This window comes from Haladaptatus paucihalophilus DX253 (genome assembly GCF_000376445.1).
Taxonomy (GTDB): Archaea; Halobacteriota; Halobacteria; order Halobacteriales; family Haladaptataceae; genus Haladaptatus; species Haladaptatus paucihalophilus.
Map to the genome: position 1 here is coordinate 2,179,744 of NZ_AQXI01000001.1, position 20,364 is coordinate 2,200,107.

Below are 20,364 nucleotides of genomic sequence, written 5' to 3' on the forward strand. Positions count from 1 at the left end.
AAACGCTCCCGGTCGTAACTCACTCCATGGTCGGGCTTACCACGGACGTGTTGTCGAGCTATCCCCGCTTTTCGGTCTACAACTCGCCGTACGTCGCACACGACGACGGTTGTGCCATTGACCTGTATCCCGACAACGAGGAATCACGGACGCCGCTCGCGCCGAGTCCCGTCGCTGGCAAAGTGGTCAAAACCCGGACGGTGACGGCCCCGGCGAAACCCTACGCCGTCGCGCACGACCACCTCATCGTAGTCGATACCGGCGACTATCTCGCCCGGATGCTACACGTCGCCCCGACCGTCGAACCCGGCGAGACGGTCGAAGTCGGCGACTCGCTGGGTGAACTGGTCCGCTCTGGCTTTTTCGCGCCGTGGGTCGCAAACCACATCCATCTCGGCTTTCGGGAGCACGGAACGAACCCGGTTCGCGCGTCGGGGTCGCTCCCGCTCGACGTTCCGGTCGAAATCGAACCCATCGCGTGGGACGGTTCTGGGCGCGTCGTCGAGACGGGTGAGACGTTCGTCGTCCTCGACTCGCCGACCCACCCCGCGCCCGGCGAACGGTTCGCGGGTATCGAGGCCGTTGTCGGTGCGGATGGCGAGGCGGTGGTGCTGGACGGTGGCCTTCCGCATTACGAGGGCGGCGGGGTTCTCCGCACATTGGAACGTCGAACGGCATCGCCGCGAGACGGTGGGGCGCTTCGAGCGTCGGACTCACGAGGCGGCGAACCGACCTCCGTTTCGCTTCTCGGTGCGGGCGTCGGACAGGTGAACGGCCGCACCGTGACGTGGGACGACGTGGACATCCGCGCGAACGGGGAGCCGATTACCGGACTCTCGCTGTTCGTCTCGCTGGAGCAGTTCGGCGCGAAACTCGTCTACCCGGGACACGATTTCTCGGTCGGTGACTCGATTTCCGTGAGCGTCCGCTGAGGTCGCTTGGCTTTCTCCGCACTGGTTCGGTACTCCGATTTCAGTCTCCGGTATCGATCATCGTGGCGGTTCTGGCCGCGTCCTCGTTTAAAAATCTTCGCCGCTTGGGGAACTTCGTGGCCTTCTCTGTCGATTGCCGTTTTCTTATTCGAATTCGATGTCGTCCAGTTCGACGCCCTCGCCGAACAGCCACGCCGCGTGTTCGAGGGCGTAGTCGCGGTGGTCTTCCTCGATGTAGCCGATGGCGTCCTCCACGAGCATCGGTTTGAAGTCGCGCAGTCCGGCGCTTCCGGCGGTGTGAAGCACGCAGACGTTCGCCAGCGTTCCGCAGATGAGCAGGTCGTGGATGTCGTGGGCGTTCAGATACCCTTCGAGGTCGGTCTGGTAGAAGGCGTCGTAGGTGTACTTCGTCACCACGTGGTCGTCCTCGCGGACGTCGAAATCGTCCACGATGTCGGCTTCCCACGACCCCTCCATGACGTGCTCGCCCCAGCGGTCGAACTCGTCGTAGTAGTGGTTGTCCTCGAACTGTTCCCGCGTGTGCACGTCGCGGGTGAAGACGACCGACGCCCCCGCCTCGCGGGAACGCTGGAGGAGTTCCTGAATCGGTTCGATGACGTCCTCGCTGGCCGGTGCGTACAGACTCCCGTCGGGGTCACAGAACCCGTTTTGCATATCGACGACGACGACGGCGGTCGAATCGGAATCGACGTTCATGTTCGTCACTACGGTCGGTTTTTACGAAACGGTTTCGTCCGCCGGGGTGGCCGATTTATTTCGTTTCTTTTTCAAGAGCTTTTTTACATAGTAGCCCTAGTTTACACGCACGATAATGCGAACGATTACCGTAGCGGCGGTCGCTCTCATGCTCGTCCTCGCTGGCTGTTCGCAAGCCCCCGGAACGAGTACGAGCACGCAGACGAGCGGCCCGAACGTAACCCAAACGACTCAAGGTCCCAGTACCGAGGTTTCCGGTCCGGATACCGAGAAAGCCGTCCATCCACCGGACCCCAAATCGGACGTTCTCGGCTGGGAGAACGGCTATTGGTACAACGAAACCCTCTCGATAGACCAGAGTGACGGGCTGAACAAGTCGGAAATCGCTGCCATCGTCAATCGGTCGATGGCCCGCGACGAGCGGATACGGGACTTGGAGTTCACGAGCACGGTTCCCGTGAAAGTTATCTCCCGCGAACAGTTCCGACAGGATCAGAACAACCGCAGCACGCCCGCGAACCGACGGTTGTTCGACAACGTGAAGTACGAATCGCTGTTCATGATCGGCGAATCGACGGACTCCATCGGCGTGCAGAACCAGAACTCGGGGTCGTCCATCGGCGGCTTCTACAGTCCGTCGAAGAAGTCCATCGTGCTGGTCTCGAACAACAACGAGAACCTGCACGTGAGCGAGAGCACGCTCGCCCACGAACTCACGCACGCGCTTCAGGACCAGCACTTCAACCTCTCTTCGTTCGACCAGACCACCCGCGAACGGCACAACGCCGTGGATGGCCTGCTCGAAGGTGAAGCCAACAACGTCCAATATCTCTACGACGAGCGGTGTCAAAACGAGTGGAAAGGAACGTGTTTCTCCGACACCAAGCAGGGCGGAAGCGGTGGCGGACTCGCTAACTACGGGCCGTACCTCATCAAATACCAGCCCTACAGCGACGGTCCCGTCTTCGTGCGCCACGTCCGCAACCAGTCGGGTTGGGAGGGCGTCAACGACGTTTACTCCAACCCGCCCGCCAGCACGGAGCAGATTATCCACCCGGACAAGTACCAGAAGGACGAACCGTCCACGATTTCCGTGCAGGACTCGACGAGCGACGGTTGGACGCGCCTCCAACCGGAGGGGCGACCGAACTACGGCGAGGTCGGCGAAACCGGCCTCTTCGCCATGTTCATGTATCCCTACTTCGAGAGCCAGGGGAAAACGCAGATAATCCCGTCACGGAACTTCTTCAACCGGAACGCGGACGGTCAGATGCAAAAAGTGGACCCGCTCAACTATCAGAGCAAACCCACGAACGGGTGGGATGGCGACAAGATAGTCGTCTACACGAACGACAACGCGGGCAACAACGAGACCGGCTACGTCTTCAAGACGAAGTGGGACTCGAAGAAGGACGCCAGCGAGTTCGTGGACGCGTACGAGAAGTTGCTCAACTACCACCACGCAAAGCAGGTCGACGGAAAGCAGAACACGTGGACGGTGCCCGACAGCACCGGCTTCGGTGACGCCTTCTCGGTTCGACAGAACGGCAACACCGTCGTCATCGTGAACGCGCCGACGGTTTCCGACCTCTCGAACGTCCACAGTAACGCGGCGTCGTAGATTCCGCGTTTCCCTCGACCGACGAATCCGGTTCTTTTTCTCTCTCGCGGGGAATACCCCCGATATGCAAGACAGGTGGTTCGCGTGAGCGACCGATTCGACGTGGTTCCCGAGGAGTCGATTCGAGACGGAACCGCGACGGATGCCTACTTCCTTCGCACCGAGACGACGCTCGAAGCCGCCGGAAAGAACCCGCACGTCGTCGCCGAAGTGACCGCCGACCAGTTCCCGACCGGCGAGTTCGAACTCCTCTCCGGCGTGAAAGACGCGGCGCACCTCCTCGAAGGACTTCCGATAGACGTGGATTCGATGGCCGAGGGACGGCTGTTCGACGGCGGGCCGGTCATGTCCATCGAGGGGAACTACCTCGACTTCGCGCGGTACGAAACCTCGCTGTTGGGGTTCCTCTCGCACGCGTCCGGAATGGCGACGAACGCGCTCGAAGCACGACTCGCGGCCCCCGATTCGACCGTCCTGAGCTTCGGCGCGCGCCACGTCCACCCGTCCATCGCGGCCGTCGTCGAACGGTCCGCCCTCGTCGCGGGTCTGGACGGCTTTTCACACGTCGCCGCGGGCGAGGTGCTCGGACGGGAACCCGGCGGAACCATGCCCCACGCGCTGATGCTCTGTTTCGGTGCGGGCAATCAGGAGGACGCGTGGCGCGCGTTCGACGCCGCGGTCGGCGAGGACGTGCCGCGGGTCGCGCTCTGTGATACCTTCTCGGACGAAAAGGACGAGGTGTTCCGCGCGGTGAACGCGCTCGGCGACGATTTGGACAGCGTTCGTATCGATACCACGGGGTCGCGGCGCGGCGACTTCGAGCACATCCTTCGGGAACTCCGCTGGGAACTCGATTCGCACGGCTTCGCGGACGTGGACATCTTCGCCAGCGGCGGTCTCGGACCGGACGAGCTCCGGCAACTCGATGGCATCGCCGACGGGTTCGGCGTCGGGAGCTACGTCAGCAACGCGGAACCGATCGATTTCGCGCTCGACATCGTGGAAGTGGACGGCGAACCGGTCTCGAAGCGCGGCAAACTCTCCGGTCGAAAACAAGTCTATCGAACCGCCGATGGCGGCCATCACGTCGGTCTTGCGCGACACGAGGCATCGGGCGAGCAGTTGCTACAGCCGCTCATCCGCGACGGTGAACTGGTACGGGAGTTCGATATCGATGCCGCTGCTCGGCGGGCTATCGACGACGCGACAGCGGTCGAATTTTAAATTCGCTCGATACTCCCTTCCGGCTCTCGCTCTCGGAACACCGGTCCGTCGACGATCGTTACCATCACGTCGTCGTCCTCCCACGCGCCGTGGGGGAGACCCGCCTTTCGACAGGTTCGGTCGAGATACTCGAATTTGCTCCAGTTGTGCTCGACCGGAAGCGTCGGATACATCCACGCTTCGCCGCCGCGACCTTCGACGGCGACTCCGTGTCGTCCGAGCCGAATGTCGTTCGCCGGGTCGTTCGACAACGTGGTGTCCTCGACGATGAACACGGAGATGTTGAGATTCGACAACTCGGCGGGTTCGATCTCCGACCCGCACGAATCTCCGCTCGCGGCCGCGATGGCCGAATCGACGATTGCGTGCCCTAACTGTTCGCTCGTGTCGTAGGCACCTGCGCACCCGCGTAGGCTTCCACGACCACGGGTGGATTCGAGCCGGACGAAGACGCCGGTGCGTGCGTAGAACGCCTCTCGCATGCTTCCCGGTTGTTCTCGTTGTCCGTTGATAACGTAGGAATTGACGGCCTCCCGTGCGAGTTCGACCGCGCGCGTGCCATCCTCGTAGGTGAGGGTTACTGCCTGTGCCTCAGACATACAGGTAGCTTATGCACAGAAACATCTTCAACGCTTCCCTTCAATCTGGCCAGCTTTAAGGGGACGTGACTACCAGTATCGAACGGCTTAAACGCGTGCAACGGCTAGTTTTCTTCGGCAGAGGGAGCCCGGTTTCCGCGGTGCACGCGGCGCTCGTCGCGTGCGGACGGTATCGATTTCCGGTACCTACGTGAGGAAAGTCCCCCCACCAGCCGGGTAGGCAACCGGACGCAAGTCCGGAGTGGGAGACCACTGGCTCTGGAACAGAAACGAGACCGCTTCGCGCGACCGATGAGGTGTGCGAACCGACCCGTAAGGGGAGGAAGTTAACCCACCGAGGGAAGCGTGATGGCGATGCCATCACGCGACCGCGCTGGCGCTGTCAGTGCGGTGACCGCGAAGAATGGATGGAACGGTGAATCCTTGCCGGTGCAAGTCCGTGCCATATTGGTAGCCCGGACGCGCCGTCGGATACACTCCGACGCGCCTCCGGACCTCGTCCGGAGATGGTTCGGACGCTGAGCCGAATACTGGGTCGAACAGAAGGGGGCTTACTCCCCTCAGCCATCATTCATATTCCGAACGCGACTGCCAGTAATGCGACCCCAGCGAGTATTTCTATTGCCACGACCGCCAAGGCGGCGCTTGCTTTGATGTACGTCATGCTGCCCAATTCGGACAATGATTCCACCACCAATAAGTAAGAACGATGGTTATGCACAGTTTCTCGTTTCAACAGCAAAATAACGGATTGAACGGTTCTAAACGATTGACAGTCGGTTTGAAAGGTTCTATGGAATGATTGGAAATGTCTCTCATACTCGTTCAATCCGTGATTACCGCTCGATAGTCGCGTGAAAAATACGCGATTAGGGTCCGTCTAAGTATCTCTCGCGCGGATCGTTTGTTTCGCCCGCGGTTTCCGAAGGCGGAAGGTTTGATAGTACGACGAACCGAAACTGTACCAATGAACTGGCGCGCGCTCATGCTCGTCGTCTGTCTCGTTCTCGCGGGCTGTGCCGGTGCACAGTTCGACCGAACGACGACGCACACCGCGACTGACCGCCCAACGATGCAGGGAACGCGGACCGCGACGGAAACGGGGACGGTCGCGGATCGCTCGAATCCGTGGGGTGGTCCGGTGACGGTCGCTATCAATACGAGTGACGGCACGCGTGGGTATACCGACGACGTTCGACGCGCGCTCGACTACTGGGAGCGCCACAGCGCGAAATACGCGGGGTACTCGATTCAGTACGAACTCGTCCCGGACGCCGAGAATCCGGACCTCGTTATCAACTTCGTCGATTCCGTCGAGAGCTGTCCCCGGGTGGACCACGCCGTCGGCTGTGCGCCGTACATCACCGAGGCCGCACAGATATCCCGGCCCATGCAGATAGACGTGGACGATTCGTTCTCGAACGAATCGACGATTCTCATCCTGAAACACGAGCTCGGCCACACCCTCGGTCTGAACCACAGCTCGGCCCCGCAATCCATCATGGCCGCCGAGGCCGCGCTCGCGTCCCGCCCGCTGCCGGACGCGAGCGAGCGTGACCTCCCGTGGGCGGACGCGTCGTTCACCGTCTACCTCGGCCAGACGGACGACAGACCGGCCGTGAAAGAGCAGGTTCGCCACGCGCTCGACTACTATGCCGACGGCGCGGACGGAACCGTCCCGTCGAACGTCTCGTTTACCTTCACGGACGACCGCTCGGCCGCCGACGTTCTGATTCGCTTCCCCGATACGCTCCCGTGCAATCCGGGGTCGAGCGGTTCCTGCGGCGGCGTCCGCGGAACCGACCCGGACCACGACAACGCGCTGGAGCAGTACGACCGGCTGACGATTTCTATTTCCGGCGTCGATACCGATGCCGTCGGCTGGTACGTCGGCTACTGGCTGGGCTACGGGTTCGGGCTCGAAGAGTCGGAACTCGCACCCCCGTTCCAGCACGCGTCCGCACGCGACCGACGGAGCGACTGGTGGAAGTAAGTCCGCGCCAAAAACTGCCCGCTCGCTCGTTTCACTCGCTCACGGCACGACTGCTCGAATCTACTCCTCGAACCCGTCTTCCCACCGGAACGTACCGTTTCGTTGGACCACTTCGCCGTCCACTTCCATCCGCGACTCTTCGCTCATGTCGGTTATCATGTCGATGTGGACGGCGCTCTCGTTGCCCGTCTCTCCTTCGGGAAGGCAGGCGTCGTAGGCTCGTCCGACCGCGAGGTGAACCGTATCGCCCATCTTCTCGTCGAAGAGGATGCTGTCGGTAAAGCGGTCGATGCCGCGGTTCATTCCGATGCCGAGTTCGCCCAGTTTGCGTGCGCCTTCGTCCGTGTCGAGGATGTCAGCCAACTCGTCCTCGCCGGTTTCGGCGCTGAAATCGACGACTTCGCCGCCCTCGAACGTGAGGTGGACGTTTTGGATGCGATTCCCTTGCAGGGTCATCGGCACGTCGAAGAACACCTCGCCTTCGGTCGCGTACGGTGCCGTGAACACCTCGCCGCTCGGGAGGTTGTGCGAGTCGTAGCCCACCGTCGCACAGCTGTTGACCGCGGTTCGCTCCTCGACGGACATCGTGAGGTCGGTGTCCTCCTTGACGATTCTGACCTCGCTGCCCTCGTCCAGCAGCGTCTTCATCGTCGCCATCTCGTCGGCCAGTGACTTCCAGTCGCGGAGGACGGCACTGTACACGAAGTCCTGGTACTCCTCGTAGGCCATCCCGGCCTGCTGTGCGTAGGCGCGGGTCGGGTGGAGCGTCGAAACCCAGTCCGCGTCGAGTCGGGCTTTTCGGATATCCATCCGCGCCTTGTTGTACGCCTGCTTCGTCTCCCCCGGTACGTCCGCTTGTGCCGTCGTGTTCGTACTCCCCGCGAGGCGAAGCACCACGTCGGCGTTCTCGTACATCGCCAGTTCGGGTGCCGGGTTCTCGTCGAACTCCCCGTCGTGTGCGCGAAGGTACGCGCGCTCGACCTCCCCGGAGTTGTACACCGTCAGCAGGTTCGCGTTTCGCTTTCCGACCGCCTCGCCGACCGCGACGGCGAGGTCGTGTGCTCCCTCGTCCGTGATGACGACGACATCGTCGCCCTCCTCGATTCGCGCGCTCCAGTCGACCAGTACCTCCGCGTGTTCGTGAATTCGGTCGTCCATACCACGACAGTCGAGGAGCGAAAGAAAAGTTCCGGTGATTCAAAAGCGCGGCGTCTGCTCCTCGATGACGTCGGCGGCGTCGTCCATCTCGTCCGCGAGCATGACGAGCACGTCGTCGAGCGTGACGATTCCCACCAACTCTTCGTCTTCCACGACCGGTATTCGGCGGATGTCCGCGTCCTCCATCCGCTCGATGGCGTCGTGAACGCTGGCGTCGGCGTCTATCGTGATTGGGTCTCTCGTCATCACGTCGCCGACCGTTCGGCCCGATGCGTCGGCCTCGTCGGCGAGCGAAAGCGCTATTTTGCGGTCCGTCACGATACCGACCGGACGTCTCCCGTCGACGATGGGAACACACCCGACGTTCTCCTCGCTCATCATCGACGCGATGTCCACGAGGTTGGTCTCTTCCTTGGCGGTGATGACTTCCATCGAAGCAATGTCACTAATTGGCATGGTTCTCCCCCCAATGGGGACACGACGGGTCGGAACGTAAAGACGACGGCTCGTCGGATGCGCCCGTCTACGGGAAGACGAGAACCGTCGCGTGCTCCGTTTCGAGCACTTCGACTTCTTCGCCGCTCTCGGCGCGATACTCCTCTTCGATTTCCACCCAGTCGCCGTCGAGGGTGACCTCTTCGCCCGCGGCGTCCAACGTGATTTCGCCGTGGGTGTCCAACTGCGCTTTGAGTTCGGCGGGGTCCGTCGATTCGAGCGCGCCGACGACCGCACCCGCCTTGTCGCGGAACTTCGGCCCGATGGACGAGTGGTCGGGGCTGACGCCGACCGGCGCGAGTTCGACGTTCGGCCGTCCCTCTTCGAGGTAAACCGGGCCGTTCACCGCTTCGCTCAGGTCGTAGGTGTCGGGGTGACGCTCCGCGTCGGCGTACAGTTCGATGCGGTCGAGTTCGCCGTTGAGGGCCATTCCCTCGTCGGATTTCCACGCCCGGACCTCGCTCGCAACCTCGGCGATGATTTCGCCCGCGAGTTCGGCCTCGTCGTCGCGCATCTCGACGTCCGGCCACGTGGCCAGATTGACGCTTTCTTCGGTTCCGGGGAGGTAGCTGTAGACCTCCTCGCTGAAGAAGGGCGAGAAGGGGGACAGCATGCGAACGACGGAGGAAACACACGTGTACAGCGCGTGGCGCGCGGCGTTTCGCTCGCCCGGCCGTCCCTCGTAGAGGCGACCCTTCACCAGTTCGAGGTAGTCGTCCGCGAGGTCCTCCCAGACGAACTCTCGGAGCGTTCGAAGCGCCCTATCGTAGCGATACCGCTTCATATCGTCGCTCACGCTTTCGGCGGTGTGCGACAGTCGGGAGAGAATCCAGCGGTCCGCGTCGCGGTAGGCCGGGTCGCTGATCTCCGGCGTGTTCTCGTCGAAGTGGTTCTCCGAGAACTGGAGGATGTTCCAGATTTTGGTGAGGAACCGCGAGGCGGACGTCGCTTCCTTCGGCTGGAACTGCACGTCGCTTCCGGGCTGGCCGCCGAGGACCAGCGCCTGTCGAACCGAGTCGGCACCGTACTCGTCCACGGCGTCCGTCGGCGTGACGACGTTCCCCCGCGACTTGCTCATCTTGTTGCCGTCCGGACCGAACACCATGCCGTTGATGAGGATTTCATCCCACGGCCGCTCGCCGGTGAGTTCGCCGACGCGGAGGAGCGTGTAGAACGCCCACGTTCGGATGATGTCGTGCCCCTGCGGGCGGAGCGCCACCGGTTCGAACTCGTCCAGTTCGATGTCCTCGGGCCATCCGCTGATGTGAAGCGGCGTGATGGACGAGTCCATCCACGTGTCCATCACGTCGGTTTCACCGACCCACGAATCCCCGCCGCACTCGGGACAGTCGCCGACTGCGGGGCCAGTTTCCGTCGGGTCGACGGGCAGTTCCTCGATGTCGGCGATGTGCCAGTGACCGCACTCCTCGCACTCCCACGCGGGAATCGGCGTGGCGAACACGCGCTGGCGGGAGATAACCCAGTCCCAACTCATGCCGTCCGCCCACTCTTCGAGGCGGGTGTACATGTGCTCTGGAATCCACTTGACTTCCTTCGCCTTCTCGACGATTTTGTCCGGTTCGACCTCGACGAACCACTGTTCCTTCGAGAGGATTTCGATGGGGGTGTCACACCGCCAGCAGGTGCCGACCGACTGTTCGGTGGTTTCCGAGTCGTTCAGGTACCCCTCCTCGTCCAGTGTCTCGGCGACTTCCGTCTTCGCCTCGTCGATGGTCAGGCCCTCGAACTCGTCGGCGAGTTCGTTCAGGCGGCCGTCTTCCGTGAAGACGGGGCGGAGGTCGAGGTCGTGTCTGGCCCACCAGTCCACGTCCTGTTTGTCCCCGAACGTACAGATCATCACCGCGCCGGTTCCGAACTCGCCGTCAACGTCGTCGTCGCCGACGAGTTCGATCTCCTGTCCGAACAGCGGAACCTCGAACGTCTCGCCGATTCGGTCGGCGTAGCGTTCGTCCTCGGGGTCCACGGCCATGCCGACACACGCCGCGAGGAGTTCGGGACGGGTCGTGGCAATCTCGATATCGTCGTTGCCCACGCCCTCGAATGTGACGTAGTAGAGCGTCCCCGTCCGGTCCTCGTTTTCGACCTCCGCGTCCGCGATGGCCGTCTCACAGCGCGGACACCAGTTGACGGGGTGTTCGTCGCGGTAGACGGACTCTTCCATCTCGACGAACGAGCGCTGGGTCTTCCCCCAGTACTCGGGGTCCATCGTGCGGAACTCGGCGTTCCAGTCGATGGAAAAGCCCAGTTCGTTCATCGTCTCCTTCATCGAGTCTATCTGCTCTTCGGTGTGCTCGATGCAGAGGCGGCGGAACTCCTCGCGGGAGACCTCCGTCCGGTGGATGCCGTGGTTCTCCTCGACTTTCACTTCCGTCGGCAGGCCGTGGCAGTCCCATCCCTGCGGGAACAGGACTTCCTCGCCCCGCAGGCGGTGGTAGCGCGCTGCGAAGTCGATGTAGCTCCACTGGAGTCCGTGTCCGATGTGGAGTCTTCCAGTGGGATATGGCGGTGGCGTGTCGATGACGTACTCCAGATCACCGTCCGGGGTGTACACGTCGGAGTCTTGCCACTCCTCCTGCCACTTTTGCTCGATACGCTCTGGTTCGTAATCGCTTGGAACGTCAGTCATGGCTGCAAATTGCTGTCGCTGAATGGTGAATCGGTGAGAAACACGATCGGCTCGCCGTCTGCGCTAGAGACGTACTACCGACACCATCGCGCTCATACTTGTGACTCTGCGTGTGGTCGCTGATAAAGGTTCCCGTCCATTTCTCGCGTAAATCAACTCCGTACGGTCTGATACGTCCGGAGGAGAACGAGCCCGCCCATGGTTGCGAGCGCGGTGATGACCGCGAAGAGGAAGTTCGGGAAGTGGGTGAGGAGGAACTGGAGATACGGTATCGCCACGAAAACAGTGATACCACAAAGGAGAACGATAATCAGATTTAGTCGCCAAACGATTCTGTCCTCGTCCATACCACCTACTCACCTTCCGCCTTGTTATTTGTTTGCCCCGGATGAAAAATGGAGCACGACATCCTCACGCGTGATATCTGTCCCGCCGTCCGATTCGCCGCGCCGCCCGGTTCGTTTCCCACCGCGAAAACGTCCACACACCCGAGTGGCGCAACGAAGGAATCGGTATCGTCGCCACCGAGGTGGATAAGGCGTTGGAAAAATATCGATTCCGACAGTCTCCGCTCCGTTTCCACGAACCCAACCACCTGTCTACTATCGGTAACTAACGATTCTCTCCAAAAAGTCCTATACTTCTTTTCGTTGGTTTCAACTCTGTACGCGAATCCAACAACTTGGAAGACGGTGCGAAACTCTTCCGTGACCTGACCCGCGACGGGAACCGCAATCCCTACCTCTCCCCCACCTGCACCTACTCCCATGCAACTGGGCGTCATCGGATTGGGGCGAATGGGTCGAATCGTAGTGGACAGAACGCTGGATGCCGGACACGACATCGTTGCCTACGACGTGGCCGAGGAGGCGGTTGAATCCGCGGCGAAAGCGGGTGCGGAACCGGCCGATTCGGTCGCCGACCTCGCCGAGAAACTGGGCGAGGAGAAACGAATCTGGCTGATGGTGCCCGCCGGGGAACCGGTGGACGCCGCGCTCGAAGACTTGGAACCGTACCTCGACGGTGACGACGTGGTGGTCGATGGCGGGAACTCCTACTTCGAGGATTCCGTCCGCCGCGGGGAAACCACCTCGGCGGCGTACCTCGACTGCGGGACGAGCGGCGGCCCAGCGGGTGCCGAACTCGGCTTCTCGCTCATGGTCGGCGGCCCAGAGTGGGCCTACGACGAACTGACCCCCGTATTCGACGCCGTGGCGACCGGCCCGGACGGCCACGACCGGATGGGCGAATCCGGGTCGGGCCACTACGTCAAGATGGTTCACAACGGCGTCGAGTACGCGCTGATGCAGACCTACGGCGAGGGCTTCGAACTGCTCCACGAGGGACGATACGACCTCGATTTGGAGGCTGTCGCCCGGACGTGGAACAACGGCGCGGTCATCCGCTCGTGGCTCCTCGAACTCTGCGAGGAGGCGTTCCGCGAGGAGGGCACCGACTTGGGTGACGTCGCCGACCACATCGCGGGCGGCTCGACAGGGACGTGGACGGTACAGGAGGCGCTCGAACAGGAAGTTCCGGTGCCGCTCATCTACGAGGCGCTCTCCGAGCGGTTCGGCAGTCGCGCGCCCGAGGACGGCCGTTTCTCGCGGCGACTGGCGAACCGACTCCGGTACGGCTTCGGTCGCCACGAAGTCAAACGGGACTGAGCGGGTTCACTCTCAACCTCGGATAGATTTTTCTCGCCGGTTCTTTCGCGTCGCTACCGCTTTGCTCGGAGCAAGTACGCGTGGTCTTGCGGGAGTTTCGCGTCCGAAAGGGATTCCCACGTGTTCTCCTCCCGATGCTCCGTCGCGGTCAGTTCGAACCCTTCGTCTTGCAGCAACTCGAACACGTCCCGTGGCGTGTCGTTCGCTCGCGCCAAAAATTTCGGATGGATTTCGACGAACAGACAGCGAACGTCGTCCAGTTTCTCGCCCATTCCCCGAAGAACGTTGTACTCGTATCCTTCGACGTCGATTTTGACCACGCTCGGGGCGTCACCGTCGTACGCTTCGAGCGCCAACATCTCTGCCGTCGTTCGCTCCCCGACGTAGGCGTGTGTGATGGATGCGCCGTCTGTCGCGTGCGTCCTGTTCAGGACGCGATAGTGGTAGTCGTTCGCTTCGAATCCGTGTATCCGGTCGTCCGGAACGCCGCACGCCTTGGCCAACGTGGTGAAGTAACCGAACTGGCTCCCGACGTCGTAAAACGTGTCATCGGCATCGAATTCGTCGGAAATGGCGGCCGTCAACTGCGGTTCGTACTCGTCACCACGACCGAGTATCCGATACAGGTGGGACCGTTTCGGAGCGTAGAGCGACTCCGTTGTGGACCCTTTCGTCAATCGAATCTCTCGCACGTCGACCGTCAGGTATCGGCTGTACTGATAGAGGTCGTCGATGGGCGTGTTCTGTAACGCGGTGATGACCGGCCGCGGAAGTTTCGATACCGCGTCTGCGATGGCATCCGGCATATGTACAGAACCATCCGTGTCGAATATAATTGTGCGTGTTCGGGAGGTGATTCGTCTTCGGACGATGCCACGTCCAACTCGTCCGTCTCTCCCACGCACGCCCTCCGGTGACGTCACGCACCCGCGTCAATCACAATGCTGTTAAACCACCGTTCCGTAGCCACCGCCATATGGTAAACGAACTGGGTCTGGGACTCGGGCTACTACTCGCCCTCGTCGTGGTGGCTCTGCACTACACGAAGGGTACCGAGTGGCGAATCGCAGACGACATCTCCCAAGAAGTGCTCGACCGACGAGCGGCGAGCGTTCCCGAAACCAACTTCCCCGAACCGATGAACCGGTCCATCGGCGGTGGCGGTGCTGTCGCTATCGGCGGCGGTGCGGAGGGCGAACTCGCCGATGAAGGTGCCGAGGAGGAGGACGAAGGCTTCGACCCGTCCGCAATCCCGGAGGACGAAGTCGAGTACTTCGAAGTCGAGTACGTCAACGAAGGCGAAACCATCGAAGTCGCCAGCAACGAAACCATCCTCGAAGCGGGTGAGGACGAAGGCTGGGACCTACCGTACTCCTGCCGGGAAGGTCAGTGTCTGTCCTGTGGTGCGCGCATCGCGGAGGGCGACCCCGACGACATCGTTCACAGCAACAACGACACGCTCAGCGACGAGGAACTCGACAACGGATACTTCCTCTCCTGTACCGCCTACCCGCAGGCGGACCTCAGCGTCGAGACGAACGAAACGCCGTAAACACCATCCCATTCGTTTCTCCACGATTTCACCCGGAGAGCCGACTTTCTCCCTTATTCACGTCGTTCATATCCCAGCGAGCGGTATGGCTCTCGTGAAATTCGTGTTCCGACGATGACCGCCCACCATCGAGTAGCGACGGTGACGGTTGACGCAGACACAAAACTAAAGCCCTCGTGGGCAAACGGAAGACTGAGGGCGCGTAGCTCAGTGGACAGAGTTCTTGGTTCCGGACCAAGATGTCGCGGGTTCAAATCCCGTCGCGCCCGTACAGCGAGCGAACCGGACGAGGGACTTTTACCAGACCAGTCGCATGCCCGGGAAACGAACGAATGTGAGTGACCCGGAACGTCTGGGCGTGGTTCAAATCCCGTCGCGCCCGTATCGGTTTCGACGAACGTCGGTGAGTCGAAATCGAATTCCGGGACGGATTCTGGAGGCGACAAGTCACAGCCCGCACAGCGAAGCGAGCAGGAATGTCTTGGTGTGGTTCAAATCCCGTCGCGTCCGCTCATTTTGTGAGCTCTGTGAACCCCAGATGGACCCGAATAACGCCGTTCCTACTCGTCGATATCGCGCTTCAGGGAGGCGCTACCCGGTTCGTAGCTGCCAATTACTTAATTTTTCGGCCGCTGTGGTTGGCGTATGCCCTTCGAGTGCTTTCCAGAATACGCGGTCCGCAATCCCTCCGAGTGTCCCGTCGTTCGTCAGGTTTCCCGCCACGAATGGGTGGCCCGAACCGAGGAGGGGCGCTTCGCCTCCGGTTCGACGCCCGCCAGCGCCATCGCACGGTTGAAACGGTAATCTCCCGCGACGCCGTGCGAAACCGCTCGCTATCGGGACATCCGTTCGGAGAGCAGGGCATCACGATGCTGGAAACGACGTATTAAACTCGCTTAGCAACCGTTTAACTCACTGATGGTCAGTTTCGTGCTTCTCGTCGGTTTCGGCCGCCCGTGGTCCCTTGTCCGGTATCGAGACGAGCGAACGACGAGCAGCGCGCCGCACGGATTGCGGCATATCTTACCGAACCGTTTGCGATTCGAAATATTCAAATCGACCTATTTCGTTTCGAAAGTACGATGACTAGCACACAGCCCAGTAGTTCTATCACCGACGGTGGGCTGGTGCGACCGATGTTCGAACTCGCGTGGCCGATTGTCGTTATCCAACTGCTACAGGTGATGTACAACGTTGCGGACACCTTCTGGTTGGGTCGACTGTCGTCCGATGCGGTCGGCGCGATGAGTATCGCGTTTCCGCTCATTTTCTTCCTCATCTCCGTCGCGGGCGGATTTACGACGGCCGGGAGCATCCTCGTCGCCCAGTTTACCGGTGCGGACAGCGAAGGCTCGGCGGGGAAGGTCGCGGGCCAGGTTCTCTCGTTCGTGTCCATCCTCGCTATTCTCCTCGCGATTGCCGGGTATTTCCTCACCGACCCGATGCTCGCGGTGATGCCGTCGCAGGGGGCGACGACCGAGCAGGTCGTTCCGCTCGCGCGGCGATACATGGAGACGTACTTCCTCGGATTGCCGTTCCTGTTCGGCTTTTTCGTCTTCACGTCGCTGATGCGCGGGTACGGCAACACGCGCACGCCGATGCGAATCATGATGGTCAGCGTGGCCGTCAACGTCGTCCTCGACCCGCTGCTCATCTTCGGATGGGGGTCGCTCGACGGCATGGGCGTTCAAGGGGCGGCGCTCGCGACCATCTCCGCACGCGCCGTGGCGAGCGTGCTCGGCCTGTACGTCCTGTTTTTCACGAGTGCAGGGCCGACCGTCGGACTGGACGACTTGCTCCCCGACCTCGGATTCATCTGGAAGATCGTCCGTATCGGGACGCCGAGTGCGCTCGAACAATCGACCAGTTCGCTGGCGATGATTTCGCTGACCGCGATGGTCGTCCAGTTCGCACCTCCCGTCGTCAGCGCCTACGGCCTCGGAAACCGCCTCGCGTCGCTCGTTTTCCTCCCCGCAATGGGGTTGGGTCGGGCGACGAACACCATGGTCGGCCAAAACCTCGGGGCGCGGAAGCCCGACCGCGCGGAGCGGGCGGTGTGGCTCGCGGCGAAGGTCGGTGCAGGGGTGATGTTCGCCGTTGCAATCGTCGCGGTGTTGTTCCCCGGCCCGATTGTCGGCGTTTTCATGGCGACGGGAACGAAGCAGGCGGACGCCACCATTCGACTCGGAAGTCAGTACCTCCGGATTCGCTCCGTCGAATTCGTGTTCATGGCGGTGTTGCAGGTTCTCCTCGGCGCGTACCGCGGTGCGGGGAACACGAAACTGGCGATGGCCTTCTCCATGATAACGCTCTGGCTCGGCCGGGTGCCGACCGTGTACTTCCTCGCGTTCGTCCGCGACATGGGACCGACCGGCGTCTGGATCGGCATGGCATTCGGCAACATCATCGGCGCTATCGTCGCCGCGCTCTGGTTTACTCGAGGGACGTGGAAGCGCACGGTTATCGACGAACCGGGCGTCGCGGTCGCCGACGGCGACGGCGAATAACGATTCGCTGTCCCGTTTAAGAGTAACATAATAAAATGATTAGAGAGCGTAGGCGTCTCCAATGAGTCTGGCGACCGTCGCATTGCAAGATGACACTCCTTGCTCCGCGAACGAAACGAGATACGCTGGCCGAAATTGCGGTTTGGGTGACAGACAATGAGTAACGTAGACGTTCTTCTCATCGGAATCGACGCCGGATGCTTGCCCGTTTTCGAACGCCTATACGAAGACGACGTTATCCCGAACATCCGTTCTATCTGCGATGGTGGGGCTTCTGCACCGCTCGAATCACAAATGCCGCCGTGGACGCCGAGCGCGTGGCCGTCGCTGTACACCGGCGTTAACCCCGGCAAACACGGCGTTTGCGGGTTCGTCGCCTACGACGGATACGATTTCCGCGTCGTCAGCGGGAGCGACGTCGAGGAACACGCCATCTGGACGCTATTGGACAAACACGACCTGACGAGTGTCGTCGTGAACGTCCCCGTAACCCACCCTCCGGACGAAATCAACGGGGCGCTCATTCCGGGGTTCATCGGCCCCGAGGACCCGCGCTGTCACCCCGAAGGACTGTTGGACGAGGTGCGCGACGCCATCGGCGAGTACCGCGTGTACCCGACCTACTCCCGCGAGGAGTCGAATTACACGGACGCACAGAAGATGGACGAGTACACGAGTCTCGTCCGGATGCGCGGGGAAGCGTTCCGCTATCTCGCCGACAAACACGACCCCGACTTCGGGTTCGTGCAGTTCCAGAAGCCCGATACCGTCTTCCACGAGTTCGACGGCGACTGGGACAAGGTGACGACGGTCTACGAGGAGACGGACAGGCAAGTCGGCAAGCTCCTCGAAGAGTGTGACCCGAACACCGTCTTCATCGCGAGCGACCACGGGATGGGACCGTACGAGAAGTACGAGTTCCGCGTCAACGAGTTCCTTCGCGACGAAGGCTACGTGAAGGCCCGGAAGGGCGGCCGCGGGATGCCGTCGTGGAACCCGATTCAGGACGAGCTTCGGGAGGGAAAGGACACGAAGACGTGGGAGCCGAACACCATCGAACGCATGGCCGCGAAGATGGCCCAGTTCGGTTTCACCGCTCATCGGATTCGAACCGGGTTGGAGAAGGTGGGACTCGCCGAAATCGTAAAGCAGTACGCGCCGAAGAACGTCGCGCGGACGGCGAACGAGCAGGTCGATTTCCCGAAATCCGCCGCGTACATGCGCGCTCGAACCGAACTGGGCGTTCGAATCAACTTGCAGGGACGCGAACCGAACGGCATCGTCCCGCCGGAGCAGTACGACGAGGTTCGTGACGACCTGATAGAGAAACTCAGTGCGGTCGAAACCCCCGATGGCGAACCCGTCTTCGGCGAAGTCGCGCCGCGCGAGACGTACTTCCACGGAAAGAACGCGGACAACGCGCCGGACATCGTGACCATCCCGAACGAGATGGGGCAGTTCCTCTCGGCGCAACTCCTCGGCGACTACTTCGCGCCGCCGACCGAACCGTGGAACCACAAAATCGAAGGCGTCGTCGCCGCGAAAGGGGAGGGAATCGACGCGGATGCGATGCCGACCAAAGCCCACCTCTTCGACATCGCGCCCACTGTCATGTCCGCGCTCGGAATCCCGTACAGCGACCGGATGGACGGCGGCGTCATTCCAATCGTCGAGGACGCCGGAGCGCAGTCGTATCCCGCCTACGACGAGGACGACTCGGTTTCGATGGACGACGCGGACGTCGAAGAGCGGTTGGCCGACCTCGGCTACATGCAGTAGGCCGACTTCGACTCCTCACCTCGTCGGTTTTGCTCCGCGACTCTCTCCGTCGTCTCGACGGTTCTCCGACCTGTCGTTCGCTTTCTTCACCGGTCGTTCCCCGTTCTTCACTCCCCGTTTCGTCTCTCCTCGGGTTTCATATCTACCTTATACAGTCCATAAACGTATGTGTCGGCTGTCGGTGGCTCTCACGTGAGATGCCGTCGGTGGCGCTATCAACAATTTTGTACACTCCACACCACATTTGTACTGTAGAGTAATTTTATATACGTCGGGATGCAACCTTCCGTCCATGTCTCAAGAGACCGCAACCGAGTTCGGGACGTTCGGCGGCCGCCACGTTCCCGAACCGCTCGAAGAACCGCTCGAACGGTTGGCGCAAACCTACGACGAGATTTCCGAGACGGAGGCGTTTCAGCGCGAGTTCCAGCAGTACCTCGAAAAGTTCGCCGGGCGACCGACGCCGCTCTATCACGCGGAACGACTCTCCGAGGCGTACGGCGCACAGATTTACCTGAAGCGCGAGGACCTGCTCCACGGCGGCGCACACAAGATCAACAACTGCCTCGGGCAGGCGTTGCTGGCGAAGCAGGCGGGGAAGGACCGACTCATCGCCGAAACCGGCGCGGGTCAACACGGTACCGCAACCGCGATGGTCGGCGCGCTGCTCGACATTCCGACCGAGATTTACATGGGGAAAAAGGACGTGGAGCGCCAGAAGATGAACGTCTTCCGCATGCGCCTGATGGGCGCTGAGGTGAACGAGGTCACGCGCGGTGACGCCGGACTGGCGGATGCCGTCGATGCCGCGCTGGAGGATTTCGCCCGCAATGTGGACGACACTCACTACCTCGTCGGGAGCGTCGTCGGTCCCGACCCGTTCCCGCGGATGGTCCGCGATTTCCAGTCCGTCATCGGCGTGGAAGCGCGACGTCAGATTCAGGAGGAGACCGGAAGCCTACCGGACGCCGCGGTGGCGTGCGTCGGCGGCGGGTCGAACGCCATCGGTCTCTTCCACGCGTTCCGCGACGACCCCGTGGAACTCTACGGCGCGGAGGGCGGCGGCGAGGGGTCGGATTCGACCCGCCACGCGGCACCCCTCGCGAGCGGGAAGACCGACATCCTCCACGGGATGCGGACCCGCATCCTGAACGACGACGTGGAGGTCCACTCAGTCTCGGCGGGACTCGACTACCCCGGCGTCGGCCCGGAACACGCCCAGTTCCGCGAAACCGGCCGCTGTGAGTACACCGGCGTCACCGACGACGAGGCGCTCGCCGCGTTCCGAGAACTGAGCGAGTTGGAAGGCATCATCCCCGCGCTCGAATCCAGCCACGCCGTCGCGCTGGCGAAGCAACTCGCCGAGGAGCGAGACGAGGACGACGTGATTCTGGTCAACCTGAGCGGTCGGGGCGACAAGGACATGGAACAGGCCGCCGAGCTGTTCGACCTCGGCAACTGAGAAAAATCGCT

General features: G+C 61.7%; 17 protein-coding genes, 1 tRNA gene and 1 other RNA gene. 12 read left to right on the forward strand and 7 right to left on the reverse strand.

Annotated features, from left to right (window positions below):
- Positions 1–26 precede the first annotated feature (26 nt).
- The gene (locus B208_RS0112185) at positions 27–932 is read left to right on the forward strand and encodes a hypothetical protein (RefSeq protein WP_007980100.1); all 906 of its coding nucleotides are present in this window, start codon (positions 27–29) and stop codon (positions 930–932) included.
- A gap of 144 nt (positions 933–1,076) precedes the next feature.
- Here B208_RS0112185 and B208_RS0112190 read toward each other — a convergent pair whose 3' ends face one another.
- The gene (locus tag B208_RS0112190; protein WP_007980099.1) at positions 1,077–1,649 is read right to left on the reverse strand and encodes a cysteine hydrolase family protein; all 573 of its coding nucleotides are present in this window, start codon (positions 1,647–1,649) and stop codon (positions 1,077–1,079) included.
- 115 nt (positions 1,650–1,764) lie between these two features.
- On the opposite strand from B208_RS0112190, the gene B208_RS0112195 reads away from it, so the two are divergent.
- Both B208_RS0112195 and B208_RS0112200 read left to right on the forward strand, forming a co-directional pair.
- A complete protein-coding gene (locus B208_RS0112195; protein WP_007980094.1) occupies positions 1,765–3,270 on the forward strand; it encodes an Hvo_1808 family surface protein in 1,506 nt (501 codons plus the stop codon).
- An 84-nt stretch (positions 3,271–3,354) separates the two neighbouring features.
- A complete protein-coding gene (locus tag B208_RS0112200) occupies positions 3,355–4,494 on the forward strand; it encodes a nicotinate phosphoribosyltransferase (protein ID WP_026177825.1) in 1,140 nt (379 codons plus the stop codon).
- On the opposite strand, the gene B208_RS0112205 is transcribed toward B208_RS0112200, so the two are convergent.
- Positions 4,491–5,093 carry a TIGR00296 family protein gene (locus tag B208_RS0112205; protein ID WP_007980090.1) on the reverse strand — a complete coding sequence of 201 codons (603 nt, stop codon included), beginning with the start codon at positions 5,091–5,093 and terminating at the stop codon, positions 4,491–4,493. The genes B208_RS0112200 and B208_RS0112205 overlap by 4 nt on opposite strands.
- A 116-nt stretch (positions 5,094–5,209) precedes the next feature.
- On the opposite strand from B208_RS0112205, the gene rnpB reads away from it, so the two are divergent.
- Both rnpB and B208_RS0112215 read left to right on the forward strand, forming a co-directional pair.
- An RNA gene (gene rnpB / locus B208_RS23045) (RNase P RNA component) lies at positions 5,210–5,659 on the forward strand.
- Between the two features lie 401 nt (positions 5,660–6,060).
- Complete coding sequence (locus B208_RS0112215) at positions 6,061–7,086, forward strand: matrixin family metalloprotease (protein WP_007980087.1); 1,026 nt, start codon at positions 6,061–6,063, stop codon at positions 7,084–7,086.
- Between the two features lie 60 nt (positions 7,087–7,146).
- Here the strand turns inward: B208_RS0112215 and B208_RS0112220 are convergent, their stop codons facing one another.
- The 4 genes from B208_RS0112220 to B208_RS23865 all read right to left on the reverse strand — a co-directional run bounded on the left by B208_RS0112220 (position 7,147) and on the right by B208_RS23865 (position 11,733).
- Entirely contained in the window at positions 7,147–8,244 is a 1,098-nt protein-coding gene (locus tag B208_RS0112220; protein WP_007980085.1) for an aminopeptidase, read from the reverse strand.
- Positions 8,245–8,283: 39 nt separating this feature from the next.
- Entirely contained in the window at positions 8,284–8,700 is a 417-nt protein-coding gene (locus B208_RS0112225; RefSeq protein WP_026177826.1) for a CBS domain-containing protein, read from the reverse strand.
- Between the two features lie 67 nt (positions 8,701–8,767).
- The gene (locus B208_RS0112230; protein WP_007980080.1) at positions 8,768–11,386 is read right to left on the reverse strand and encodes a valine--tRNA ligase; all 2,619 of its coding nucleotides are present in this window, start codon (positions 11,384–11,386) and stop codon (positions 8,768–8,770) included.
- Positions 11,387–11,538: 152 nt separating this feature from the next.
- Positions 11,539–11,733 carry a hypothetical protein gene (locus tag B208_RS23865; protein ID WP_007980078.1) on the reverse strand — a complete coding sequence of 65 codons (195 nt, stop codon included), beginning with the start codon at positions 11,731–11,733 and terminating at the stop codon, positions 11,539–11,541.
- A gap of 420 nt (positions 11,734–12,153) precedes the next feature.
- Between B208_RS23865 and gnd the strand changes: the two genes are divergently transcribed.
- On the forward strand, positions 12,154–13,053 hold the full coding sequence (gene gnd, locus B208_RS0112245; protein ID WP_007980075.1) for a phosphogluconate dehydrogenase (NAD(+)-dependent, decarboxylating): 900 nt from the start codon (positions 12,154–12,156) through the stop codon (positions 13,051–13,053).
- A gap of 53 nt (positions 13,054–13,106) precedes the next feature.
- On the opposite strand, the gene B208_RS0112250 is transcribed toward gnd, so the two are convergent.
- Positions 13,107–13,859 carry an FkbM family methyltransferase gene (locus tag B208_RS0112250; RefSeq protein ID WP_007980072.1) on the reverse strand — a complete coding sequence of 251 codons (753 nt, stop codon included), beginning with the start codon at positions 13,857–13,859 and terminating at the stop codon, positions 13,107–13,109.
- 170 nt (positions 13,860–14,029) lie between these two features.
- On the opposite strand from B208_RS0112250, the gene B208_RS0112255 reads away from it, so the two are divergent.
- The 6 genes from B208_RS0112255 (at position 14,030) to trpB (ending at position 20,353) form a co-directional block, all read left to right on the forward strand.
- Entirely contained in the window at positions 14,030–14,605 is a 576-nt protein-coding gene (locus B208_RS0112255; RefSeq protein WP_007980071.1) for a 2Fe-2S iron-sulfur cluster-binding protein, read from the forward strand.
- A gap of 196 nt (positions 14,606–14,801) precedes the next feature.
- Positions 14,802–14,874, forward strand: a tRNA-Arg gene (locus B208_RS0112260).
- 376 nt (positions 14,875–15,250) lie between these two features.
- A complete protein-coding gene (locus B208_RS24375) occupies positions 15,251–15,409 on the forward strand; it encodes a hypothetical protein (RefSeq protein ID WP_171970523.1) in 159 nt (52 codons plus the stop codon).
- A gap of 278 nt (positions 15,410–15,687) precedes the next feature.
- The gene (locus tag B208_RS0112275; protein ID WP_303645060.1) at positions 15,688–17,112 is read left to right on the forward strand and encodes an MATE family efflux transporter; all 1,425 of its coding nucleotides are present in this window, start codon (positions 15,688–15,690) and stop codon (positions 17,110–17,112) included.
- Between the two features lie 156 nt (positions 17,113–17,268).
- Positions 17,269–18,891: an alkaline phosphatase family protein gene (locus B208_RS0112280; protein ID WP_049805641.1), complete on the forward strand. Its 1,623-nt coding sequence runs from the start codon at positions 17,269–17,271 to the stop codon at positions 18,889–18,891.
- Positions 18,892–19,183: 292 nt separating this feature from the next.
- Positions 19,184–20,353, forward strand: a complete 1,170-nt coding sequence (gene trpB / locus B208_RS0112285; RefSeq protein ID WP_007980061.1) for a tryptophan synthase subunit beta — start codon at positions 19,184–19,186, stop codon at positions 20,351–20,353.
- Positions 20,354–20,364: the final 11 nt, after the last annotated feature.